Annotated in this window: 22 protein-coding genes; 4 read left to right on the top strand and 18 right to left on the bottom strand. The window is 71.6% G+C overall.

From position 1 onward, the window contains the following. Window positions 1–49: 49 nt before the first annotated feature. The gene (locus ACLQ3F_RS21710) at window positions 50–481 is read right to left on the bottom strand and encodes a CU044_2847 family protein (protein WP_355010132.1); all 432 of its coding nucleotides are present in this window, start codon (window positions 479–481) and stop codon (window positions 50–52) included. 70 nt (window positions 482–551) lie between these two features. Here ACLQ3F_RS21710 and ACLQ3F_RS21705 point away from each other — a divergent pair, with 70 nt between their 5' ends. After that, window positions 552–1,316, top strand: a complete 765-nt coding sequence (locus ACLQ3F_RS21705) for a class I SAM-dependent methyltransferase (RefSeq protein ID WP_425851029.1) — start codon at window positions 552–554, stop codon at window positions 1,314–1,316. A 171-nt stretch (window positions 1,317–1,487) separates the two neighbouring features. Here the strand turns inward: ACLQ3F_RS21705 and ACLQ3F_RS21700 are convergent, their stop codons facing one another. Beyond that, window positions 1,488–2,033 (bottom strand): hypothetical protein, encoded by a 546-nt coding sequence (locus ACLQ3F_RS21700; RefSeq protein ID WP_357207208.1) that lies wholly within the window; start codon window positions 2,031–2,033, stop codon window positions 1,488–1,490. 139 nt (window positions 2,034–2,172) lie between these two features. Here ACLQ3F_RS21700 and ACLQ3F_RS21695 point away from each other — a divergent pair, with 139 nt between their 5' ends. Continuing rightward, on the top strand, window positions 2,173–2,514 hold the full coding sequence (locus ACLQ3F_RS21695; RefSeq protein ID WP_091405403.1) for a hypothetical protein: 342 nt from the start codon (window positions 2,173–2,175) through the stop codon (window positions 2,512–2,514). Window positions 2,515–2,525: 11 nt separating this feature from the next. Here ACLQ3F_RS21695 and ACLQ3F_RS21690 read toward each other — a convergent pair whose 3' ends face one another. The 4 genes from ACLQ3F_RS21690 to ACLQ3F_RS21675 form a co-directional block, all read right to left on the bottom strand. Next, window positions 2,526–2,993: a ribose-5-phosphate isomerase gene (locus ACLQ3F_RS21690; protein ID WP_357207204.1), complete on the bottom strand. Its 468-nt coding sequence runs from the start codon at window positions 2,991–2,993 to the stop codon at window positions 2,526–2,528. Window positions 2,994–3,080: 87 nt separating this feature from the next. After that, on the bottom strand, window positions 3,081–4,280 hold the full coding sequence (locus ACLQ3F_RS21685; RefSeq protein WP_425851028.1) for a DUF1015 family protein: 1,200 nt from the start codon (window positions 4,278–4,280) through the stop codon (window positions 3,081–3,083). 89 nt (window positions 4,281–4,369) lie between these two features. After that, window positions 4,370–4,885 carry a hypothetical protein gene (locus ACLQ3F_RS21680; protein ID WP_425851026.1) on the bottom strand — a complete coding sequence of 172 codons (516 nt, stop codon included), beginning with the start codon at window positions 4,883–4,885 and terminating at the stop codon, window positions 4,370–4,372. A gap of 181 nt (window positions 4,886–5,066) precedes the next feature. Continuing rightward, window positions 5,067–5,693 carry a DsbA family protein gene (locus ACLQ3F_RS21675; RefSeq protein ID WP_091405414.1) on the bottom strand — a complete coding sequence of 209 codons (627 nt, stop codon included), beginning with the start codon at window positions 5,691–5,693 and terminating at the stop codon, window positions 5,067–5,069. 221 nt (window positions 5,694–5,914) lie between these two features. Here ACLQ3F_RS21675 and pepN point away from each other — a divergent pair, with 221 nt between their 5' ends. Beyond that, window positions 5,915–8,464 carry an aminopeptidase N gene (pepN, locus tag ACLQ3F_RS21670; protein WP_425851025.1) on the top strand — a complete coding sequence of 850 codons (2,550 nt, stop codon included), beginning with the start codon at window positions 5,915–5,917 and terminating at the stop codon, window positions 8,462–8,464. Between the two features lie 83 nt (window positions 8,465–8,547). Continuing rightward, window positions 8,548–9,111: a Uma2 family endonuclease gene (locus ACLQ3F_RS21665; protein ID WP_425851023.1), complete on the top strand. Its 564-nt coding sequence runs from the start codon at window positions 8,548–8,550 to the stop codon at window positions 9,109–9,111. A gap of 55 nt (window positions 9,112–9,166) precedes the next feature. On the opposite strand, the gene ACLQ3F_RS21660 is transcribed toward ACLQ3F_RS21665, so the two are convergent. From ACLQ3F_RS21660 to ACLQ3F_RS21605, 12 genes are all read right to left on the bottom strand, one after another. Then, window positions 9,167–9,574, bottom strand: a complete 408-nt coding sequence (locus ACLQ3F_RS21660) for a DUF5130 family protein (protein WP_355010142.1) — start codon at window positions 9,572–9,574, stop codon at window positions 9,167–9,169. Then, window positions 9,561–9,857, bottom strand: a complete 297-nt coding sequence (locus ACLQ3F_RS21655; RefSeq protein ID WP_196930456.1) for an aa3-type cytochrome oxidase subunit CtaJ — start codon at window positions 9,855–9,857, stop codon at window positions 9,561–9,563. Before ACLQ3F_RS21655 ends, ACLQ3F_RS21660 begins: the two co-directional genes overlap by 14 nt. 75 nt (window positions 9,858–9,932) lie before the next feature. Then, complete coding sequence (locus ACLQ3F_RS21650; protein ID WP_425851022.1) at window positions 9,933–11,396, bottom strand: amidase; 1,464 nt, start codon at window positions 11,394–11,396, stop codon at window positions 9,933–9,935. Between the two features lie 118 nt (window positions 11,397–11,514). After that, on the bottom strand, window positions 11,515–12,516 hold the full coding sequence (locus tag ACLQ3F_RS21645) for an amidohydrolase family protein (RefSeq protein WP_396789791.1): 1,002 nt from the start codon (window positions 12,514–12,516) through the stop codon (window positions 11,515–11,517). Then, complete coding sequence (locus ACLQ3F_RS21640; RefSeq protein WP_357205430.1) at window positions 12,516–13,040, bottom strand: 3-hydroxyanthranilate 3,4-dioxygenase; 525 nt, start codon at window positions 13,038–13,040, stop codon at window positions 12,516–12,518. The genes ACLQ3F_RS21645 and ACLQ3F_RS21640 overlap by 1 nt, the downstream gene beginning before the upstream one ends. Next, window positions 13,037–13,459 (bottom strand): RidA family protein, encoded by a 423-nt coding sequence (locus tag ACLQ3F_RS21635; RefSeq protein ID WP_238669047.1) that lies wholly within the window; start codon window positions 13,457–13,459, stop codon window positions 13,037–13,039. The genes ACLQ3F_RS21640 and ACLQ3F_RS21635 overlap by 4 nt, the downstream gene beginning before the upstream one ends. Continuing rightward, window positions 13,456–14,229 carry a 2-keto-4-pentenoate hydratase gene (locus ACLQ3F_RS21630; protein ID WP_350858818.1) on the bottom strand — a complete coding sequence of 258 codons (774 nt, stop codon included), beginning with the start codon at window positions 14,227–14,229 and terminating at the stop codon, window positions 13,456–13,458. Before ACLQ3F_RS21630 ends, ACLQ3F_RS21635 begins: the two co-directional genes overlap by 4 nt. Then, window positions 14,226–15,290 (bottom strand): 4-hydroxy-2-oxovalerate aldolase, encoded by a 1,065-nt coding sequence (gene dmpG, locus ACLQ3F_RS21625; RefSeq protein ID WP_425851019.1) that lies wholly within the window; start codon window positions 15,288–15,290, stop codon window positions 14,226–14,228. Before dmpG ends, ACLQ3F_RS21630 begins: the two co-directional genes overlap by 4 nt. Next, a complete protein-coding gene (locus ACLQ3F_RS21620; RefSeq protein WP_355008903.1) occupies window positions 15,287–16,222 on the bottom strand; it encodes an acetaldehyde dehydrogenase (acetylating) in 936 nt (311 codons plus the stop codon). The genes dmpG and ACLQ3F_RS21620 overlap by 4 nt, the downstream gene beginning before the upstream one ends. After that, window positions 16,219–17,016, bottom strand: coding sequence for a 2-keto-4-pentenoate hydratase (locus ACLQ3F_RS21615; protein WP_357205418.1), 798 nt, complete (start codon window positions 17,014–17,016; stop codon window positions 16,219–16,221). The genes ACLQ3F_RS21620 and ACLQ3F_RS21615 overlap by 4 nt, the downstream gene beginning before the upstream one ends. Window positions 17,017–17,036: 20 nt before the next feature. After that, window positions 17,037–18,518, bottom strand: a complete 1,482-nt coding sequence (locus tag ACLQ3F_RS21610) for a 2-hydroxymuconic semialdehyde dehydrogenase (RefSeq protein WP_425851067.1) — start codon at window positions 18,516–18,518, stop codon at window positions 17,037–17,039. A gap of 23 nt (window positions 18,519–18,541) precedes the next feature. Beyond that, a complete protein-coding gene (locus ACLQ3F_RS21605; RefSeq protein WP_425851016.1) occupies window positions 18,542–19,879 on the bottom strand; it encodes an FAD-dependent oxidoreductase in 1,338 nt (445 codons plus the stop codon). Between the last annotated feature and the right edge of the window lie 59 nt (window positions 19,880–19,938).

The following is a 19,938-nucleotide window of genomic DNA, read 5'->3' as shown; positions in this document are numbered from 1 at the left end:
CGCCAACCACTCGGCCGGGGCGGCCGGAGGGCGGAGGCCGACGTTGCGCTCAGTCATGCGCGGCGTTCTCCTGCGCGTCAGCCCCGTCCTCATCCGGCGACGGCAGTGCGGGGACGGGCGAGGTCCAGATCAGCTTGACCTTGAGGTGGCCCTGTGCGCTGGTGCGAGCGACGACGGCACCAGCCTCGGCGGTGAGGGTGACGCCGATCTCGACCTCCACCTGATCGGGGCGCACCGCCACCCCGCGGACCACGCCCAGCGCCGCGTCGAGCGCGGGTTTGATGTGGGCCAGTGCCGTTTCCAGCGTCTCCCGGGCGGGGCGGATCCGGTCGAGCAGACCAACCCGTTCCAGATCGGTGCCAGCGTGTTCCTCGACGAGGAGAACGCCCTGATCAGTTTCGAAACGAAGGAGATCCGCCACGTGACAAATTCTCACCGAAAGATCGTTCGGAATTGGTGTCAGATCACTGACAGGAGTCATTGCATGCACCCTGCGCCGACACGGGACACATCCGCTTGCCATCACCACTGCCGCCTGTCAGCCTGACGCAATGCAGGACACGGCGACCTTCCAGGATCTGCTCCGAGAAGGCGTCGACGCGTCCGTGGACGGTTGGGACTTCTCCTGGTTCGACGGCCGCGCGACAGAACAGCGGCCGTCCTGGGGATATCTGAAACTCATGACAGCCCAGATGAGGGTTGCCCGCGCCGCGCTGGACATCCAGACCGGCGGCGGCGAGGTGCTCTCCGAGGTGCCGGCATTCCCCCCGTTGACAGTGGCCACCGAACACTGGCCGCCCAACCTCCGGCTTGCCCGACGCGCGCTCGAACCGCGCGGCGTGCGGGTGGTCGACGTTGCCGAGGACGCTCCGCTCCCGTTTCCCGACGAGACGTTCGACCTGGTGGTGAGCCGGCATCCCAATGTCGTGCTCTGGGACGAGATCGCACGGGTGCTCACTCCCGGCGGGCGGTACCTGGCCCAGCAGATCGGCCCCGGGTCCAACCGGGAGCTGGCCCAGTTCCTCACCGGTCCCCGCGAGATCAGTGACGAACGCAGCCCGGCCCGCGCCGCCGCCGACGCGCGAGCCGCCGGCCTGGTCATCGACGAGCTGCGGCACGAGGCGCTGCCGACCACCTTCAACGACGTGGCAGCGGTGGTGCACTTCCTCCGCAAAGTCATCTGGACGGTGCCGGACTTCACCGTGGACCGCTACCGGGCCCGGCTCGCCGATCTGCACGACCACATCCGTCGCCACGGGCCGTTCGTGGCCCACGCCCAACGCATCCTGGTCCGGGCGCACAAACCCCGGCACTGAGCGAACGGCTCCACGACATCGGGATCACGCAAGCCCACGAAGGAGTACCGGTCGGACCGGCCGGCCACGGATGAACCGCGGCCGGCCGGGTAAGCAGCGACCTTGCCTGGTGGGGAGACGACCGGGTGCACGGGTGGGCGGTCCTAAACCGGCCCGCCCGTGCACGCCCGGTCAGTTCGAGGAAATCCAGTTCCAGGCCGAGACGACCCACTCGGTCTGCTGGAGCCACGCCACCCCGAGGCCGACGAGGAACACCGCCGTCGCCAGGTGCGCACCTCTGGCGCTGCGCCGGACCCGGCCCAGCTGCCGCTCCAGCACCACCCGGCCGACCAGCCGGAACAGGGCGAACAGGCCGGCCGCCACCAGCAGGCTGAGCACCAGCACCAACAGCGGGCCGCTCAGGTCACCCTGGCCGGACAGCGCCCAGATCCCCCAACACACGAACGCGAAGAGGCCTGCCGCAGCGCTCCACTCACCGCCGCGCCGCAGCTGCGCCATCCGCGAGCTGAGCGAGCGGCGGGGCACCGATCCACCGGGCCAACCGGTGCCGGTCGGCTCCTGCTCGACCACCGGGAACGGCTCCGTGCGCGGGGTGCGTCGCTCGCCCACCGGAGCGACCCCCCGGCGGAACCCGTCACGCTGCGGCGGCACCCCGACGCCGGCCTGCGGTGGCACCTCCACGGTCCGCTCCGCCCACGGCTGCGTCTGGTCTGCCATCTCGTCCTCCCCCTGACCGACGGCAACAGCACCGCCTTGATTCGAGGGTAGCCAGCCGGCAAATCGGTCGCCGACCCCGGCCGGGGCGCGCGGCCTCGCGACGGTGCAGGATCCAACCGGGCCAGGGTACGGTCGGCTGATGGGTGACCCCGACCGACGACGGCGACGGCTGCGCCACCACGCCGACACCGAAACGGCCAGACCGGGTGCGGACGGCCCGACGGTCAGCACGCCGGGCGTGCACGACGGTGACGAGCCGCCGCCGCGACGCAGGAGCACGGGCGGCGACGAGCGCGACGGTGAGCGGGGGCTGCGCGGGTTGGTCGGTTCCGGCTCGTCCCAGGTGGGACTCAGCGCCGCGCTACGGGCCCGGGACGCGGCCCGCCCCACCGACGACGACCTGGCCGAGGCGGAAGCCCGGGTGGTGGTCGTCCGGCGAAACTGGGTGCCCCGCGAGGAGCTGCCCCGCTCGCCGCGCTGAGCGCCGCACGGTCAGGGCAGGTCGGGCAGCTTCCGGGTCCGCTCGTACTCGGCCACCTGGGTGATCCGACGAGCGTGCCGCTCGTTGCCGGAGAACGGCGTGTTCAGGAACGCCTCGACGATGGCGGTCGCCTCGTCCAGCGTGTGCTGGCGGGCACCGATGGCGACCACGTTGGCGTCGTTGTGCTGGCGGGCCAGCTGAGCTGTCTCGACGCTCCAGGCCAGCGCGGCGCGGACGCCGGCGACCTTGTTCGCGGCGATCTGCTCACCGTTGCCGGAGCCACCGATGACCACTCCGAGGCCCGTCTCGTCGGCCACCACCCGGTCGCCCGTGTGCAGGCAGAACGTGGGGTAGTCGTCGTCCGGGTCGTAGCTGTGCGGGCCGACGTCGACCACGTCGTAGCCCTGCATGGCCAGGTGGCTGGCCAGGTGCACCTTCAACTCGAAACCGGCGTGATCGGATCCCAGGTAGACGCGCATACCGGGCAGTCTGTCAGGCCGCGCTCGGGGACGTCACACGGGCGGCGTCCCCGAGCCGGGTTCGTCACACGGTCGTGGGGATGACGCTCAACGCGGCAGCTCGGCGACGACCAGGCCGCCGCGCGCCTTCGGGGTGAACCAGGTGCTCTTGCGGGGCATCTTCTCCCTGGCCAGGTTGACAGCGACGAAATCCGCCACTGTCACCGGCGCGATCAGGATGGCCAACTCGGCCCGGCCGGCGTCGACCTCACCGGTGAGCCAGCTCGCCGGGTAGTCGCCCCCGACGTAGGTGATTCGCTTGTCGCCCGGGTCGAGACCGAGCGCGTCACGCAGCACCAGCCGCTCGACCAGAGCGTGGTCCAGGTTTTCCAGGCGGGCGGAGGCGGTGGCGGGCAGGCGCACCGCGTACCCCTGGCCGTCGAGGCGGAGGTGCACGGTGCCGCCGGCCGCCGGGACCTCGACCGGGCCGTCGATCGGCTCGACCTCGGCGCCCGCGGCCCGCAGCCGGTCGAGCAGCTCGGCCGGGGTGGTGGTCAGCTCGCTGACCAGCCGGTTGTACGGCTGGATGGCCACCGACGCGGGGGTGGTGACCACGGCCAGGAAGCGCGGCAGCCCACCGGTCTGGGCGGCCAGGCTGCGGTGGTTGCCGTCCGCGACGACCAGGTCCCCGCCACCGGCGAGAGCCGTGAGCGTTGCCTGCTCCGGGCCGGGGCCGAGCAGCCAGATGGCGTGCGTGCGCCCCGCCTGGTCGGTGTCCGTCGCGGCGGGCGCGCCGGCCGTGTCGGTCGCCGCCGCGAGCGCGGCGTGCAGTTCGTCGCCACGACCGGTCTGGAGCAGGAGTACGGGTGAGAGCAGGTGCCCCAGCGCGTCGGCCAGCGCCACCCGCTCGCGCACCTTGGCGATGAAGACGTCCTCGTTGCGGATGACCAGGCCCGGCTCGTCTGCCCGGGTGGAGATCTGGTCGGTGTCCACCATCGCGAACAGCCCGTACGCCGGCTCCTCGCCGGGCGCGCTGATCCGGTAGAGCACCACCACCTGCTCGGCGGGGGTGTAACTGCCGTCGGCCTTGGCCTCGCCGAGGCGGGCCACCGCGTCGGGCAGCGCGTCGAGGAACGACTTGCCCAGGCTCTGCGGGGCGCGATGCGGCATTTCGATGCCGAGAGCGCTGTGCGGGTTCGACCCGATGATCGCGGTGATCTCCGCATCGTCGGCGAACTCGTCGTAGTTTTGCGCGCCGGTGCCGCCAGTGGTGACCCAGGCCCGGGTGATCGGATGCACGACCGTCATGCCCACTGACGCTACCGGCGACGGTGTCGCCGCCGACGGGGACCCGCGGTGCGTCCACCAGATGAAAGCGCCCGGAAGGGCACGGCTGGTCAGCCGGCGCGATCGGAGGTGCCCCGGCGGTGCCTACCCGCGCTCACCGGCCCACCGTTGCCACGCCGACCGGTCCCGATCGGCCCGCTGTTCAGGGCGCGGCGGGGCGACGCGGGCGGCCCCGGCACGGGACGGTCGGGAGGAGGCGTCGGAACGGGCCGAGGGTTCAGCGGCGGCGTCGGCACCGGGCGCGGAGGAGCCGGTGCCGGCGGAGGAGGAGCCGGTTCGGCCGGTGCCGCCCCCGACGGCACCAGCGCCGGCGCACTGGTCGGCACCGCGTCGACTGACGACGGCAGTGGGTCGACCGCACTGGGCGGGGTGAGCCGGGAGGTCACCGGGACCCGCGCCACGCCCACCACGATGGGCGGCGCGAGGAGATCCACCAGGTGGGCGGGCAGGTCCGGGCGGACCGACGGCCAGCGGGAGTCGTCAACGGACCAGTAGTCCGCGCCGGGAGTCTCGATCACCCCCTGCCGGGTCAGCTGATCGTCACCGGACGCGCGGTGCTTGGCCATCGGGATTTGCCTCCACGAACTGCGGCGTGCGGCCCTTCGGGTCGCTGCGGCGGACACCGAGGGAAACGACGCCGCCCGCCTCCCGGTGACGCCACGACCCACCGCCGACCTCGGCGGCGGACGAGAAACGCCCCCGTCCGCGCGACTGACGAAGCACGGACGGGGGCGCGGTGGTCGTCGCTCAGTCGAAGATCGGGCTCTGCTCGCGGGTGCGCTTGAGCTCGTAGAAGCCCGGGGTGCCGGCGACCAGCAGCACGCCGTCCCACAGCCGACCGGCGGCCTCCCCCTTCGGAGCCGGGGTGATCACCGGGCCGAAGAACGCGACCGGGGTGCCGTCCGGGCCGGGCGCGTGCACGACCGGAGTGCCCACGTCCTGCCCGACCGGGCGCATGCCCGCCTCGTGGCTGGCCCGCAGTGCCTCGTCGTAGTCGGTGCTGTCGGCGGCCGCGGCCAGTGCCGGGTCGAGGCCGGCCTCGGTGAGCGCGGCCACGTACAGCTCCGGACCCCGCTCCTGCTTCTGCAGGTGGATCCGCGTGCCGAGCGCGGTGTAGAGCGGGCGCAGCACGTCGTTGCCGTGCAGCTGCTCGGCGGCGATGCAGACCCGCACCGGGCCCCACGCGGTCTTCAGGAACTCCTTGTACTCCTCGGGCAGCTCGTCCCGGCCGTCGTTGAGCACGGCCAGGCTCATCACGTGGAAGCGGATGTCCACATCCCGGATCTGCTCGACCTCGAGCAGCCAGCGAGAGGTGATCCAGGCCCACGGGCAGGCCGGGTCGAACCACATGTCGGCGGTGACACGTTCGGTCACTGTGAGATCCCTTCGCGACGGGTGGCGCCGACAGGTCGGCGTCTCAGGAGAATCTTCACCCCGCAGCACATCGACCGGCACCCGAATGAGAGCGTGACCTCGGCCACCGCGGGCTGCCCGTACATGGAAGACTCGAATCGGGCCAGCCGTCACGAGCGGTAGGCGAACGGGCGCCGCCGGGCGTACGGCGACATGTGGGATGGAGACGAACAGTGCCGGGAGTGCGCAACCTGACGCAGGTCGAGGCGACCGAGCGGGCACGCCTGCTCAACGTGACGGGGTATGACATCAGTCTGGACCTGTCCAGTGCCGTGCTGGCGGCCGACGGCCGCACGTTCCGGTCGACGACCGAGGTCCGGTTCCGCTGCTCCGAACCGGGCGCGAGCACCTTCATCGAGCTGGCCGCCGAGTCGGTGCGGTCCGCGACGCTGAACGGCACGCCCGTCGACCTGTCCGACTGGTCCGCCGAGAAGGGCCTGACCCTGTCCGGGTTGGACAGCGACAACGTCCTGGTGGTCGACGCCGACTTCGGTTACTCGAACAGCGGTCAGGGTCTGCACCGGACGGTGGACCCGGTGGACGGCGAGACGTACCTCTACAGCCAGTTCGAGACAGCCGACGCCCAGCGGGTGTACGCCTGCTTCGACCAGCCCGACCTGAAGAGCGTCTACACCTGGCACGTCACAGTGCCGGCGCACTGGCGGGCGGTCTCCAACATGCCGGTGCAGCGGGAGGAGCCGGCCGGTGAGGCGCTCAAGACGCTGCACTTCACCGAGTCGCCCCGGATGAGCACCTACATCACCGCGATGTGCGCCGGGCCGTACCACGAGGTGCGCGACACGCACGACGGCATCGACCTGGGGGTGTTCTGCCGGGCGTCGATGGCCCAGTACCTGGACTCCGACGACCTGTTCCTGATCACCAAGCAGGGCTTCGACTTCTTCCACGAGAAGTTCGACGTGCGCTACCCGCTGCCGAAGTACGACCAGCTCTGGGTGCCCGACTTCAACGCCGGCGCGATGGAGAACTTCGGCTGCGTGACGCACGCCGAGTCGCACTACCTGTTCCGCTCGCAGGTCACCGACTTCGAGTACGAGCAGCGGGCCAACACGATCCTGCACGAGCTGGCCCACATGTGGTTCGGTGACCTGGTCACCATGCGCTGGTGGAACGACCTGTGGCTGAACGAGTCGTTCGCCGAGTGGGCCAGCCACTGGTGCAACACGAACGCGACCCGGTTCAGCGAGGCGTGGACGACCTTCCTGTCCATTCGGAAGAACTGGGGCTATCGGCAGGACCAGCTCTCCTCCACCCACCCGGTCTACACCGAGATGCCGGACATGGAGGCCGTCGAGGTCAACTTCGACGGCATCACCTACGCCAAGGGCGCGAGCGTGCTCAAGCAGCTCGTCGCGTACGTGGGTGAGGAGCCGTTCGTGGCCGGGCTGCGGGCCTACTTCGGCAAGCACGCCTGGGGCAACGCCACCTTCGACGACCTGCTCACCGAGCTGGAGACCGCATCCGGGCGGGAGCTGCGCAAGTTCGCCGCGCAGTGGTTGGAGACCGCGCAGGTCAACACGCTGCGTCCGGAGGTGACCATCGGGGCCGACGGCACGTACGAGCAGGTGCTGGTGCGGCAGGAGGCCCCGGCGGCGTACCCGACGCTGCGGACCCACCGGATCGGTGTGGGCCTGTACGACCTGGCCGACGGGCGGTTGGTCCGTCGGGAGCGGTACGAGGTGGACGTGAGCGGCGAGCACACGGATCTCGCCGCGCTGCGTGGCGTCCGGGCCGCCGACGTGTTGCTGCTCAACGACGACGACCTCAGCTACACCAAGCTGCGCCTCGACGAGCGCTCGATGGCGACAGTGGTGCAGCACATCGGTGGCTTCGACTCGTCGCTGGCCCGCGCGCTCTGCTGGACCGCCGCGTGGGACATGATCCGCGACGCCGAGCTGTCCGCCCGCGACTACGTGGCGCTGACGCTGAGCGGGCTGCCCGCGGAGACCGACATCAACCTGGTCACCGCCACCCTGCGGCAGGCGACCACCGCGCTCACCCTGTACGCCGACCCGGCCTGGGCGCCGACCGGCTGGGCCGACCTGGCCCGTACCGCCCGCGACGCACTCGCTGCCGCCGAGCCCGGCAGCGGGTTCCAGTTGGCCTGGGCCCGTGCGTTCACCTCGGCGGTCCGCTCCGAGGAAGACCTGGCCACGCTGCGCGGTTGGCTGGACGGCACCGGCATGCCGGCCGGGCTGACCGTCGACACCGAGCTGCGCTGGTCGGTCCTCGCCGCGCTGGTGGCCAACGGTGCCGCCGGGACCGCCGAGATCGAGGCGGAGCTGAGCAGCGACCGCACGGCCAGCGGCGAGCGGGAAGCCGCGTACGCGCACGCGTTGATGCCGACGGCCGAGAACAAGGCCGCCGTGTGGGCCCTGCTCACCGGCCCGGATGCGCTGCCCAACTGGCGGCACCGGGCGCTGTTGCAGGGGTTCGCCCACCCGGCGCAGGTGGAGCTGGTTACCCCGTACCGGGAGCGGTACTTCGCGGCGGTCGGGCAGGTGTGGGCCACCCGGGACAGCGAGCCGGCGCAGGAGTTCGCCCAGCTGGCGTACCCGACCTATCTGGTGGAGGACGACACGGTCGCGGCCACCGACGCGTGGCTGGCCGGTGACGGGCACCCCTCCCCGCTGCGTCGGCTGGTGGCCGAGGGCCGCGACGGTGTGGTGCGGGCGCTGAAGGCCCGCGCGAAGGACGCCGCGCAGAGCTGACCGACGAGTACCCGGCCCGGGCCGGCGTGGGTGCGAACCCGCGCCGGCCCGGGCCATTATGGTGGCGAGAGGAGGTGAACGTGATGGCGCAGCCGACCTACCAATGGCAGCCCCCGGAGCGGGGCTGGCGCGAGCAGGACCTGTCCGACCTGCCTGAGGACGGAAACCGCTACGAGATCATCGACGGGAGCCTGCACGTGACACCACCGGCCGGTCCCGAGCACCACGAGCTGGCGGACGAAATCCGGATGGCGCTGCGCCAGTCAGCTCCCGCCGGGTGGCGGGTAATCCGGGAGATCGGGGTACATGTCCCCGGCGGCAACCTCATCCCCGATCTGACCGCGTTGCGCCCAGGCGCGCCGCGCGGGCGGATGTGGGCCGATCCGGTGGACATCGCGCTCGTCCTCGAGGTCGAGTCGACGGGAAGCCGTCGCCACGATCGCTTCACCAAGCCCGCTCTCTACGCCGAGGCGGGCATCCCGCACTACTGGCGGGTCGAACGGGGCAACTTCGGCCCGGTGATCTACCGGTACCGGCTTGGCGAGGGCGAACACTACGAACTGTTAGGCACCCTCGGCCCGGACAACCCGGTAAACGTGGACGAGCCGTGGTCGATGAAGCTGGACCCGTCCGCCTGGCCTCGCTGACACGACGAAGCCCCGGCCCGCTGCCAGCAGACCGGGGCTTCGTCGTTCGTGTCGGTCAGCCCTTGCCGGCGTGGCTGGCGAGCTGGTCGAGGCCGTTGATGATGCCCCCGGCCAGGTCACCGCCGCTGAACGCGCCGACCATGGAGAGCGCGGCCAGCTTGGCGTACGTGTCGGGGATGCGCTTGCGGGCGTACCGCCCGGTGATGATCTCCAGCTGGCGCTGGTTGGGCGACACGGCGATCAGCACCGACTTGTCGGGCTCGGCGAGCTGACGGTGCAGCCGCTGGGCGTGCTCACGGATCGGCTCGTCGAGACCACCGACGAAGACCGAGAAGACCAAACCGGTGCCCCTGTCGGCCAGGCGCAACGCCTCGTCGATGCGCAGCAGCTGGCGGGTCGAGAACGGCCCGTCGAGCACCTCGGGCGGATTTTCCGACCCGGCCTGCTTTTCACCAACGGTCACTTGCGCCTCCGGTTCCACCGGCCGGCGCCTCGACGCTGGCCTGCTCAAGCTTGTGGCTGGTCAGCGCGGGCGCCTGCGCCCCCGCCGTCAGCGCGGTGCCGGCCGAGTCGGCCAGCTGCTCCGGACGGCCCAGGAACCAGACCGGAGTGAAGTCGAAGGGCCGGCCCGGGCGGTAGCGCTTGGCACCACCGCCACCGCCGGTGGCACCACCGTGGCTACCGGCGTACGACAGGCCGGCGATGACCAGCACCGCAGCCAACGGGATGCCGACGAAGACCAGCAACGTCTCGGTAACAGACAATCCCAACGCCCCCAGGCGGAAGAAGGACGACAGTGAAAAACCGGGTCGGATGGACGATCACTCTGCCGACCGCCCGACTCCGTCACCATTCACGTTAGCGGAGTCGACGGCCCGCCAGATTGCGGGGTGCCGATCCCATCCGTCACTACAGTTCTCCAGTTGCGCAGCGGTAGCAATGAGCCGCGCGTCGTCGCCGTACCGGCCGGTGAGCAGCACCCCGACGGGCAGTCCGTCGGTCGTGGTACCCAGTGGCAGGGATACGGAGGGATCGCCGGTGACGTTGAAGATGGCGCAGTAGGGCGAGAACCGGCGTTGCCGGTCGAAGTCGGCGGCCGGGTCCGCGTCGGCGGTGAACCAGCCGACGGGTGCCTGCGGGGTGGCCAGGGTGGGACACAGGAGCAGGTCACAACCGGCGGTGCGGCGGGCACCGAGGCGCACCTGCGCCTGCAACTCCCCGAGGGTGGCGGTCAGGGTGCCGGCGGAGATTTCCGCGCCCCGGGCCCGGAGCAGCCGGGTCAACGGCAGCAGCTCCGCCTCCCGCTGCGGTGGCACCGGGGCGAGCGCCAACACGTACCAGAGGGTCTCGAACAGCGGCCACACCGCCGGCCCGAGCGGCGGCGGCACCTCGACCACCTCGTGGCCGGCCGCCGTGAGCAGCGCGGCGGCCCGGTCCACGGCGGCCACGCAGTCGGGATGCACAGGTTCTTCGGCGAGCATCGGCGTGGTGAACCGGCCGATCCGCAGCGGGCCGGGCTCGGCCCGGCGCGCGACGGCCAGGTAGCCGCCGGGCGGCGCGGCCGGCGGCAGGTACGGCTCGCCGGGGACGGGAACGGCCATGACGTCGAGCAGTGCGGCGACGTCGGTGACCGTCCGCCCGAGCGGGCCGGCGGTGGGCAGGCCGAACGCGCCGGAGCCGATCGGCCCCCCGGAGACGAGGCCCCGACTGGGCTTGTAGCCGACCAGGCCGCAGAGCGACGCCGGGATGCGCAGCGACCCACCGCCGTCGGATCCCTGGGCGACCGGGACCAGCCCGGCCGCGAGCGCCGCCGCCGAGCCGCCGCTGGAACCGCCCGCCGTGTACGCCAACTGCCACGGGTTGCGGGCCGGCGGCGCGACCCGGCCCTCGGAGTAGAGCGAACAGCCCAGCTCTGAGGTGGTCGTCTTGCCCAGGCTGACCAGACCGGCGGCCTTGATGAAGCGGACCACGTCGGCGTCGACCGGCGGGACGAAGTCGACGAAGGCGGCCGAACCGAAGGTGGTGCGAACCCCGGCGGTGAGCGTCAGGTCCTTGATCGCGGTCGGCACGCCGTGCAGTGGGCCGCGCTCCTCGTGGGGCACCGCGTCGGCGGCGCGCGCGGCCTGCCGGGCGAGGTCCGGTGTGACGGTGACGAACGCGCCCACGGTGTCGCCGAGCGCCGCGACCCGGCGCAGGGAATGCTCGACCAGGTCGACGCTGGACAGCTCGCCGCGGGTGATCGCGGCGGCCTGTTCCAACGCGGTCAGGTCGTGCGGCTCGGCCATTACGCCATCCTGCCGGCAGTCGGCCCTTCGCGCAGCCGACACGCGCCGGAGACCGGAAACGGACCAACCGGATGCCCACCGCACGCTCGACGAGTCGAGCCGGCGACGTGAGCCGCGCTCAGCCGTGCAGGAAGCGCAGGGCGTTGGTGGACAGGAGCTTGTCGCGTTGGTCCTCGCTGAGGAAGTCGGCCGCGTGAACCACCGCGCCGGCCGGCCGCTCACCCAGCGGGTACGGGTAGTCGCTGCCGACCAGCACCCGATCCTCTCCCAGGGTGTCGACCAGCAGCCGCAGGGCGGGCGGCGCGAAGACCACCGAGTCGACGCTGAACCGGTCGAGGTAGCTGCTGGGCGGGCCGGCGGACGCGCCCCGGACCAGGTCGCCACGGCGGTGCCAGGCGTTGTCGGCGCGGCCGAGCCAGAACGGGAAACTGCCGCCGCCGTGCGCGAAACAGATCCGTAGCGTCTCGGGCACCCGGTCGAAGACACCGCCGAGGATCATCGCCAGCACCGACAGGTGCGTCTCGGCGGGCATCCCGGTGAGCCAGCGGGCCATCCAGCGGTCCAGTCGTGGCCCGCCCGGCATGTCCCACGGGTGGACGAAGACGGGTGCTCCCACCTCGGCGCAGTGCTGGAGGAAGGTGACCACACCGGCGTCGTCCAGGTCCCGGTCGCCGACGTGGTTGCCGATCTCCACGCCCACGTGCCCGGCGGCGAGGCTGCGGTCCAGCTCGGCACAGGCGGCGTCCGGGTCCTGGAGCGGCACCTGGCAGAACGGCACCAGTCGGTCACCCCCGGCCGCGGTGACCTCCAGGGTCAGGTCGTTGAAGATCCGGGCGACCTTCACCGCCTGGTCGGCCGGACGGTCGTAGCTGAAGAAGACCGGGGTGGGCGAGACCACCTGCACGGCCACGCCGTCGGCGTCCATGTCGGCCAGTCGGCGCGACGCGTCCCAGCACTCCGCGCCGACCGGGCGGAACTCCGTCTCCCCCACCATGATCATGGCGGCGCGCTCGGAGTCGACCCGCAACCACGGCCAGTCGGACCCGCCGCACGCCGCGCCCAGGTCCGGCCAACCCTTCGGTACGACGTGCGTGTGCACGTCGACCACGCCTGCGGGCATCAGCCCTTGCCCGGGTGCAGGGTGCCGCAGTTGGCACAGGTGCGCGCCGACTCGTCGGCGTAGAACGCCTGGAACACCGGCGGAAGATCGGCGGCGATGTCGCGGACCTGCAACTCGACCTCGTGCACCTTGTCGCCGCACTCCGGGCAGTACCACTGGAACGTCTCCAGGGTGCCCTCCTCACGGACCCGCTCGACGACCATGCCGATCGAGCCGGCCTCCGGCCGCTGCGGCGAGTGCGGGGTGTTTCGCGGCAACATCCACATCTGCCCCTCGCGCACGTGCACGGTGCGCGGCCCTTCCGGGGTGACCAGGTTGATGTGCATGTTGCCCTTGACCTGGTAGAAGAACTCCTCGTACGGGTCCACGTGGAAATCGGTGCGCTGGTTGGGCCCACCCACCACCATCACGATGAAGTCGTCCCCACCGGGGAACATCTCCTTGTTGCCCACCGGGGGCTTCAACAGGTGCTGGTTGTCGGCGATCCAGCCCGGAAAGCTGAACGGCTCGGCGATCTCACTCACGACTGACCTCCCGAGGGAAGAAGGGCCACGGCCTGGATTTCGATCAGCAGGTGCGGGTGCGGCAACTGGTGTACCGCCACCGTCGTACGGGTCGGTCCGGAGGCGTCGAAGAACTCGGCCCACACCTCGTTGTAACCACCGAAGTCGTTCATGTTGACCAGGTACGCCGTCACCTGCACCAGGTCGGTGAGGTCCGCGCCGACCGAACGCAGCAGATCCCGCACGTTCTCGATGACGGCGCGCGTCTGCACCCGGATGTCGAGGTTGGTGGTGCCGAACCCGTCCACCTCGACGCCGGCGAAGGTGTTGTCCGCGCGCCGCGACGACGTACCGGAGACGAAGACAAAGCCACCGGCGACCTTGACGTGCGGAAAAGCCCCCCGCGGGACGGCCTTCCCGGCCACCACCCGGGCGGTCACGACGACGCCCGCAGCGAGGCAGTGCCGAGCTTCTCGACGACGGCGCGGACGTGGGCGCCGGGACGCAACGGAACAGCGGCGGTGGCGGCACCGGCCAGGAACACCCAGCCGGACTCCAGCCGCACCCCGTGCCGGCCCGCCAACCGGATGCCCTCGTCGAGCGCCCGGCGCGGATCACCGAGGATCGCCGCCGTCGAACCGACCTGCGCCACCCGCCCGTCGACCTCCAGCAGCACGCCCAGGTTGTCCAGCCCCGCCGGCACCGGCGACCACGGCCCGATCACGAAGGCGGCGGCCGAGGTGTTGTCCGCGACCACGTCGGGCAACGAGAAACGGAAGTCCGCGTACCGGGAGTCGATCAATTCGATGGCCGGGGCGACCGCGCGGACCGCCGTGGCGAAGTCGCCGACCGGCTCGCCCGGCTCGGGCAGCCGGTCCAGCAGGAACGCCACCTCCGGCTCGACCCGGGGATGGATGTACGCGGCCGGGTCCACGGCGCCGCCGTCGGGCACCCGCATCGCGTTGGTGAGCCGCCCCCAGATCACCTCGTCCACGCCGACCTGGGCCATCTTCGCCCTGCTGGTCAGCCCCATCTTCAACCCGACCAACCGCTCACCGGCGTTCAGCCGGCGTTGCAGCAGCGCGGCCTGCACGGCGTACGCGGTGTCCACGTCGAGGCCGGTCTCGGCGGCGAGTTGCGGGATGGCGGTGGCCGTGTCGGCCGCCGCGCCCAGCTTCTCGGCGATCCCGACGATGTCCACGCCGATCATGAATGCTCCTCCTTGTCGGCCAGGTCGAGGGCCACGTCCACGATCATGTCCTCCTGGCCGCCGACCATCCGGCGGCGGCCCAGCTCGACCAGGATCGACCGGACGTCCACGCCGTACTTCGCGGAGGCGCGCTCGGCGTGCCGCAGGAAGCTGGAGTAGACACCCGCGTACCCCAGGGAGAGCGTCTCCCGGTCCACCTGGACCGGCCGGTCCTGCAACGGGCGGACGATGTCGTCGGCGGCGTCCATCAGCGCGAACACGTCACAGCCGTGCTTCCAGCCGTGCAGCTCGGCGACCGCGACGAAGACCTCCAGCGGCGCGTTGCCGGCGCCCGCGCCCATGCCGGCGAGGGAGGCGTCGACGCGGACGGTCCGACCGTGCACCGCGTCGGGGCCGACCGGCGCGGACCCGGTGATCCGACCGTGCTCGACGGCGAGCACGCTGTTGGCGACCCCGAGTGACAGGTTGTGGTGCGCGTGGATGCCGATCTGCGTCTCCGGGGCGAGGACCTGCCGGTACGCGTCGACCCGCTGCGCCACGTCGGACATCAGCAGCCGACCGCCGGAGTCGGTGACGTAGACGCAGTGCGCCCCGTACGACTCCATCAGCTTGGCCTGCCCGGCCAACCCGGCCGGATCGTTCATGTGCGACATCATCAGGAACCCGGCGACGTCCATCCCGTTCTCCCGGGCCCACGAGATGTGCTGGGCGGAGATGTCCGCCTCCGTGCAGTGGGTGGCGATGCGCACGCTGGTCACCCCGAGCGCCTTCGCCGCCTTCAGGTCGGCGATGGTGCCGATCCCGGGCAGCAGCAGCGTGGTCAGCTTCGCCGTGGTCAGCACCTCAGCGGCGGCGGAGATCCACTCGGCGTCGCTGGCCGCGCCGTGGCCGTAGTTGACGCTGGAACCGGCGAGCCCGTCACCGTGCGCCACCTCGATGGCGGCCACCCCGGCGGCGTCCAGCGCGGCGGCGATGGTGCGTACCTGGTCGACTGTGTACTGGTGGGCGATGGCGTGCATGCCGTCGCGCAGCGTCACGTCCTGGATGTAAAGGTCGGTCATGGCGCGGCCACCTCCGAGGAACGCAGGGCGACCAGCCGCTCCGCGGTGCGCAGCGCGGCGGAGGTCATGATGTCCAGGTTCCCGGCGTACGCGGGCAGGTAGTGCCCGGCGCCGGAGACCTCCAGGAAGACCGACACCTGAAGAGCGGTGAGCCGCCGCCCGAGCGTCGGCAGGTACGCCTCGACCCGGTCGAACTGCACGTCCTGCTTGAGCCGGTAACCGGGGACGTACTCCTGCACGGTCGCCACCATGTCCGCCACCGAGGCGGCGATCGCGTCGGTGTCCGCGTCGGCGTCCGGGCAGAGGCAGTAGACGGTGTCCCGCATCAGCAGCGGCGGGTCCGCCGGGTTCAGCACGATGATCGCCTTGCCCCGCTCGGCACCGCCCACCACCTCGATGGCGCGGGCCGTGGTCTCGGTGAACTCGTCGATGTTGGCGCGGGTTCCCGGCCCGGCGGACTTCGACGCGATCGAGGCGACGATCTCCCCGTACGCCACCGGGGTGACCCGGCGTACCGCGGCGACGATCGGCACTGTCGCCTGTCCGCCACAGGTCACCATGTTGACGTTGGGCTGGTGCAGGTGCTCGTCGAGGTTGACGGGCGGCACCACGTACGGGCCGATCGCGGCCGGGGTCAGGTCGACCACAGTCCGGCCGAGGGCGCGCAGCACCTCGTCGTGGCGTCGGTGCGCGCCGGCCGAGGTGGCGTCGAACACCAACTCGACGTCGGCGAACTCGGGCAGCGCGACGAGCCCGTCCACGCCGTCGGCGGTGGTGGCGACGCCGAGCCGGCGAGCACGCGCCAGGCCGTCGGAGGCAGGGTCGATACCGGCCATCGCCACCATGCGCAGGCTGTCGCTCAGCCGCAACACCTTGATCATCAGGTCGGTGCCGATGTTCCCGGAACCAAGCACAGCTATACCGGTGGTCACGCGGAGGTCTCCTTGCTGAAGCAGGTGCGCACCGAACCCAGCCCGGAGATCCGGGCCTCGTACGCGGCGCCCGGAGTGACCGGCACCATCGGGCCGAGCGCCCCGGAGAGCACCACGTCACCGGCACGCAGCGGGTCACCGGCGCGGGCGAGGGTGCCAGCCAGCCACAGCAGGGCGTGCAGTGGGTTGCCCAGGCAGGCGGCGCCCGCACCCACCGACACCGGCTCGCCGGCGTGCTCCAGCACCATCCCGCACAGTCGCAGGTCCACGTCGGCGAGCCGGCGCGGCGTGGTGCCGAGCACGAAGAGCCCGCTGGAGGCGTTGTCGGCGACGGTGTCCACGATGGAGATGTCCCAGGCGGCGATCCGGGAGTCGACGATCTCGATCGCCGGCAGCACGTGGTCGACAGCGCGGATCAGGTCGACGGTGGTGAGCTGCGGGTTCGGGAGATCCTTGTCGAGCACGAACGCGATCTCCGCCTCGACCCGAGGCTGGAGCAGTCGGTCGATGGGCACCTCGACCCCGTCGCCGACCGCCATGGCGTCGGTCAGCATGCCGAAGTCCGGTTGGAAGACCCCGAAGGTCTCCTGCACCGCCCGGGAGGTCAGCCCGATCTTCGCGCCGACCCGGCGTTCGCCGCGGCCCTGCCAGGCCCGCGCCTGGAGTTGCTGCACCCGGTACGCGGCCTCGACGTCGCCCTCGGGCAGCAGCCGGCCCCGAAGCGGCGCGCACGGCTTGCCGGTGCTGCGGGCGTCGGCCAGCTCCCGGTTGGCGGCCTCGATGTCAGCTTCCATGCCCGCTCCCTCGCTACGGCTCACGACAGGTCCACGCAGACGTTCGTGAGTTCGGAGTAGAAGTTCAGCGAGTGCACGCCGCCCTCGCGACCGATCCCGGACGCCTTCACCCCGCCGAACGGGGTACGCAGGTCCCGCAGGAACCAGGTGTTGACCCAGACGATGCCGGCGTCGAGCCGGGCGCCGGCCCGGTGCGCGACGCCCACGTCCCGGGTCCACACGGTCGCCGCCAGGCCGTACTCGGTGCCGTTGGCGAGGGCGTACGCCTCGTCCTCGGTGTCGAACGGCGCGACGTGCACCACCGGGCCGAAGATCTCCTCGCGGTTGGTGCGGGCGTCCGGGCCGAGCCCGGTGAGCACCGTCGGCTGCACGTACGACCCGCCGTCGCGGGTGTCGCCGAAGGTGGGCGTACCGCCGCCGGTGAGCACCTCGGCGCCCTCGGACCGGGCCAGCTCGTACGCCCCGAGCACCTTCGCCCGGTGCTGGCGGGAGATCAGCGGCATGGTGGCGGTCGCCTCATCGGTCGGCCAGCCGTACGCCAGCTCGCCCGCCCGCTTCGCCAGCCGGGCGGTGAACTCCTCGAAGACTGGCCGCTGCACGTAGATGCGCTCGGTGCAGAGACACACCTGACCGCCGTTGGTGAAGCTGGACCGCACCGAGCCGGCCACCGCGGCATCCAGGTCGGCGTCGGCGAAGACCAGGCCGGCGTTCTTGCCGCCGAGTTCGAAGCTCACCGCCTTCACCCCATCGGCGGCGGCCCGCATGATCGCGCCGCCGGTGGCCGACTCGCCAGTGAAGGTGATCGCGTCGACGCCCGGGTGGCGGGTGAGGAACTCGCCCGCCGAGTCCGGCCCGAAGCCGTGCACCAGGTTGAACACACCGGCCGGTACGCCAGCGGCGGCCATCACCTCGGCAAGCACCGTCGCCGAGGCGGGAGTCTCCTCGCTGGGCTTGACCACGACGGCGTTGCCGCAGGCCAGCGCCGGAGCAACCTTCCAGGTGAGCAGCAGCAACGGCAGGTTCCACGGCACGATGACCGCGACCACACCGACCGGCTTACGCAGCGCGTAGTTGAGTGCCCGACCGCCGGTCGGGGTGACGGTGGTGAATGACTCGGTGGGGGCGGTCGCCACGATCTCCGCGAACGCGCGGAAGTTCGCCGCGCCGCGCGGGATGTCCAGGGTGCGGGCCTGGGCGATGGATTTGCCGGTGTCGGCGACCTCGGCGGTGACCAGGTCGTCGAAGCGGCGCTCCAACTCGTCGGCGACACGGCGCAGCACCTCGGCGCGCTCGCGCTCCCCCATGCGGCCCCACGGCCCCCGCAGCGCCGCCCGAGCGGCGGCCACCGCATCGTCCACCGTCGACCGCGATGCCTCGTCCACCTCGAAGACCTGCTCCCCGGTGACCGGGCTGGCCTTGGCGAACGGGTTCCCGCCGTCGACGAACTCACCGGCGACGAAGTTGCGCAACCGCTGCGGACCACTCGGCGCGTGGCCGGCCATCAGCCGCGGATCCCAGTTGCCGGTCATGCGCGCCTCCCTCGGCCCAGTGCCGCGCCGATCGCGCCGACAAGCAGCAGCGCGGCCCCGCCGACGACCGCCCCGAGCACCAGGTGCTGTTGGCGCACCCGGCGGCGCACCTCCGCATACGGGGTGGTGGAGAACGACACCAGCTCGTACTGGGAAACGTACCGGCCGGGCAGGACCCGTTCCAGTGCGTGCTCGACCCGCCGTCTGGTCTGGAAGACCGGGGAGGCGACCTTGTCCCGCATCTCCACGAAGTTGGTCAGCGCCATCGTCGCGATGGCCTCGGCGTTCTCCTGCCGGCGCCGCTGGAACAGCGGCAGCGCCGCCAACCAGTCGTCGGCGCACTCGTCCAGGCAGCGGTCCAGCTCCACCACGTCCTCGAAGGCGCAGTTGGCGCCCTGGCCGTAGAACGGCACTATGGCGTGCGCCGCGTCGCCGAGCAGGCCGACCTTTCCGCTGACCTGCCACGGGGTGCAGCGCACGGTGCCGAGCACGCCCACCGGGTTGTGCTGGTAGTCGTCGACCAGGTTCGGGGCAAGCGGGACCACGTCCGGGTAGTGCTCGGTGAAGTGCCGTTCGATCTCCGCCGGGCTGGTCAGCGAGGCGAAGCTGCCGGCACCGTCGTTGGGCCAGAACAGCGTGCAGGTGAAGGAGCGGTCCGGGTTCGGCAGCGCGATCATCATCGAGGTGCCGCGCGGCCAGATGTGCAGCGCGTCCTCCTCCAGGGCGAAGTCCCCGCCCAACGGCGGGATCGTCAGCTCCTTGTAGCCGTAGTCGAGGAAGTCCACACTCTCGTCCAGCAGCCCGTACGCCAGCAGTTGCCCACGCACCGCGGATCCGGCGCCGTCGGCGCCCAGCACGACCGATGCCTTCGCCGCGACCGGGCCCTGCGGGGTCTCGAAGCTCAGGGCGCCGTCGGTCGGGTCGAGCCCGACCAGCCGGTGGTCGAAGACGACCCGCACGCCCGGCAGCGCGGCGGCCTCGTCGAGCAGGGCGTTGTTCAACGCGCCCCGGCTGATCGAGTTGATCGCCCGGTCGCCGGCGGCGCTGTACGACTGGAACTGCTGCTCGCCCTCGACCGGGTGGATCATCCGGCCGCGCATCGGCAGCGCGTCGGTCATCACCTGCTCGGCCAGCCCGATCCGGCGCAACGCGTCCAGGCCGCGCTCGGAGAGCGCCAGGTTGATCGAGCGACCGCGTTCGGCGGTGCCGGCGCGCGGGTCGGATCGGCGCTCGTAGAGGGCCACCGGGTAGCCACGCCGGGCCAGGAAGCAGGCAGCCAGACAGCCGGCCAGCCCGGCACCGATGATCGCGATCTCGTCACGCCGCGCGGTCATGCTGAGCCGCCTTTCGTTCGCGACTGCGGGGCTCGCAACCCCGGCTCACTCCTCGCGCT

Source organism: Micromonospora sp. DT15, assembly GCF_049841475.1.
GTDB lineage: Bacteria > Actinomycetota > Actinomycetes > Mycobacteriales > Micromonosporaceae > Micromonospora.
The sequence above is the reverse complement of the archived record's forward strand: the minus strand, read 5'-3'. Positions and strand labels throughout refer to the sequence as shown.

Excerpts from the sequence above, each read along its gene's own strand:
- ACLQ3F_RS21615 (WP_357205418.1), bottom strand. The coding sequence starts at position 17,016 with ATGGAAGCTGACATCGAGGCCGCCAACCGGGAGCTGGCCGACGCCCGC.
- ACLQ3F_RS21705 (WP_425851029.1), top strand. The coding sequence starts at position 552 with ATGCAGGACACGGCGACCTTCCAGGATCTGCTCCGAGAAGGCGTCGAC.
- ACLQ3F_RS21605 (WP_425851016.1), bottom strand. The coding sequence starts at position 19,879 with ATGACCGCGCGGCGTGACGAGATCGCGATCATCGGTGCCGGGCTGGCC.
- ACLQ3F_RS21650 (WP_425851022.1), bottom strand. The coding sequence starts at position 11,396 with ATGGCCGAGCCGCACGACCTGACCGCGTTGGAACAGGCCGCCGCGATC.
- dmpG (WP_425851019.1), bottom strand. The coding sequence starts at position 15,290 with ATGACCGACCTTTACATCCAGGACGTGACGCTGCGCGACGGCATGCAC.
- ACLQ3F_RS21665 (WP_425851023.1), top strand. The coding sequence starts at position 8,548 with ATGGCGCAGCCGACCTACCAATGGCAGCCCCCGGAGCGGGGCTGGCGC.
- ACLQ3F_RS21630 (WP_350858818.1), bottom strand. The coding sequence starts at position 14,229 with ATGATCGGCGTGGACATCGTCGGGATCGCCGAGAAGCTGGGCGCGGCG.
- ACLQ3F_RS21690 (WP_357207204.1), bottom strand. The coding sequence starts at position 2,993 with ATGCGCGTCTACCTGGGATCCGATCACGCCGGTTTCGAGTTGAAGGTG.
- ACLQ3F_RS21610 (WP_425851067.1), bottom strand. The coding sequence starts at position 18,518 with ATGGCCGGCCACGCGCCGAGTGGTCCGCAGCGGTTGCGCAACTTCGTC.
- ACLQ3F_RS21695 (WP_091405403.1), top strand. The coding sequence starts at position 2,173 with ATGGGTGACCCCGACCGACGACGGCGACGGCTGCGCCACCACGCCGAC.
- ACLQ3F_RS21700 (WP_357207208.1), bottom strand. The coding sequence starts at position 2,033 with ATGGCAGACCAGACGCAGCCGTGGGCGGAGCGGACCGTGGAGGTGCCA.
- ACLQ3F_RS21710 (WP_355010132.1), bottom strand. The coding sequence starts at position 481 with ATGACTCCTGTCAGTGATCTGACACCAATTCCGAACGATCTTTCGGTG.
- ACLQ3F_RS21685 (WP_425851028.1), bottom strand. The coding sequence starts at position 4,280 with ATGACGGTCGTGCATCCGATCACCCGGGCCTGGGTCACCACTGGCGGC.
- ACLQ3F_RS21680 (WP_425851026.1), bottom strand. The coding sequence starts at position 4,885 with ATGGCCAAGCACCGCGCGTCCGGTGACGATCAGCTGACCCGGCAGGGG.
- ACLQ3F_RS21645 (WP_396789791.1), bottom strand. The coding sequence starts at position 12,516 with ATGCCCGCAGGCGTGGTCGACGTGCACACGCACGTCGTACCGAAGGGT.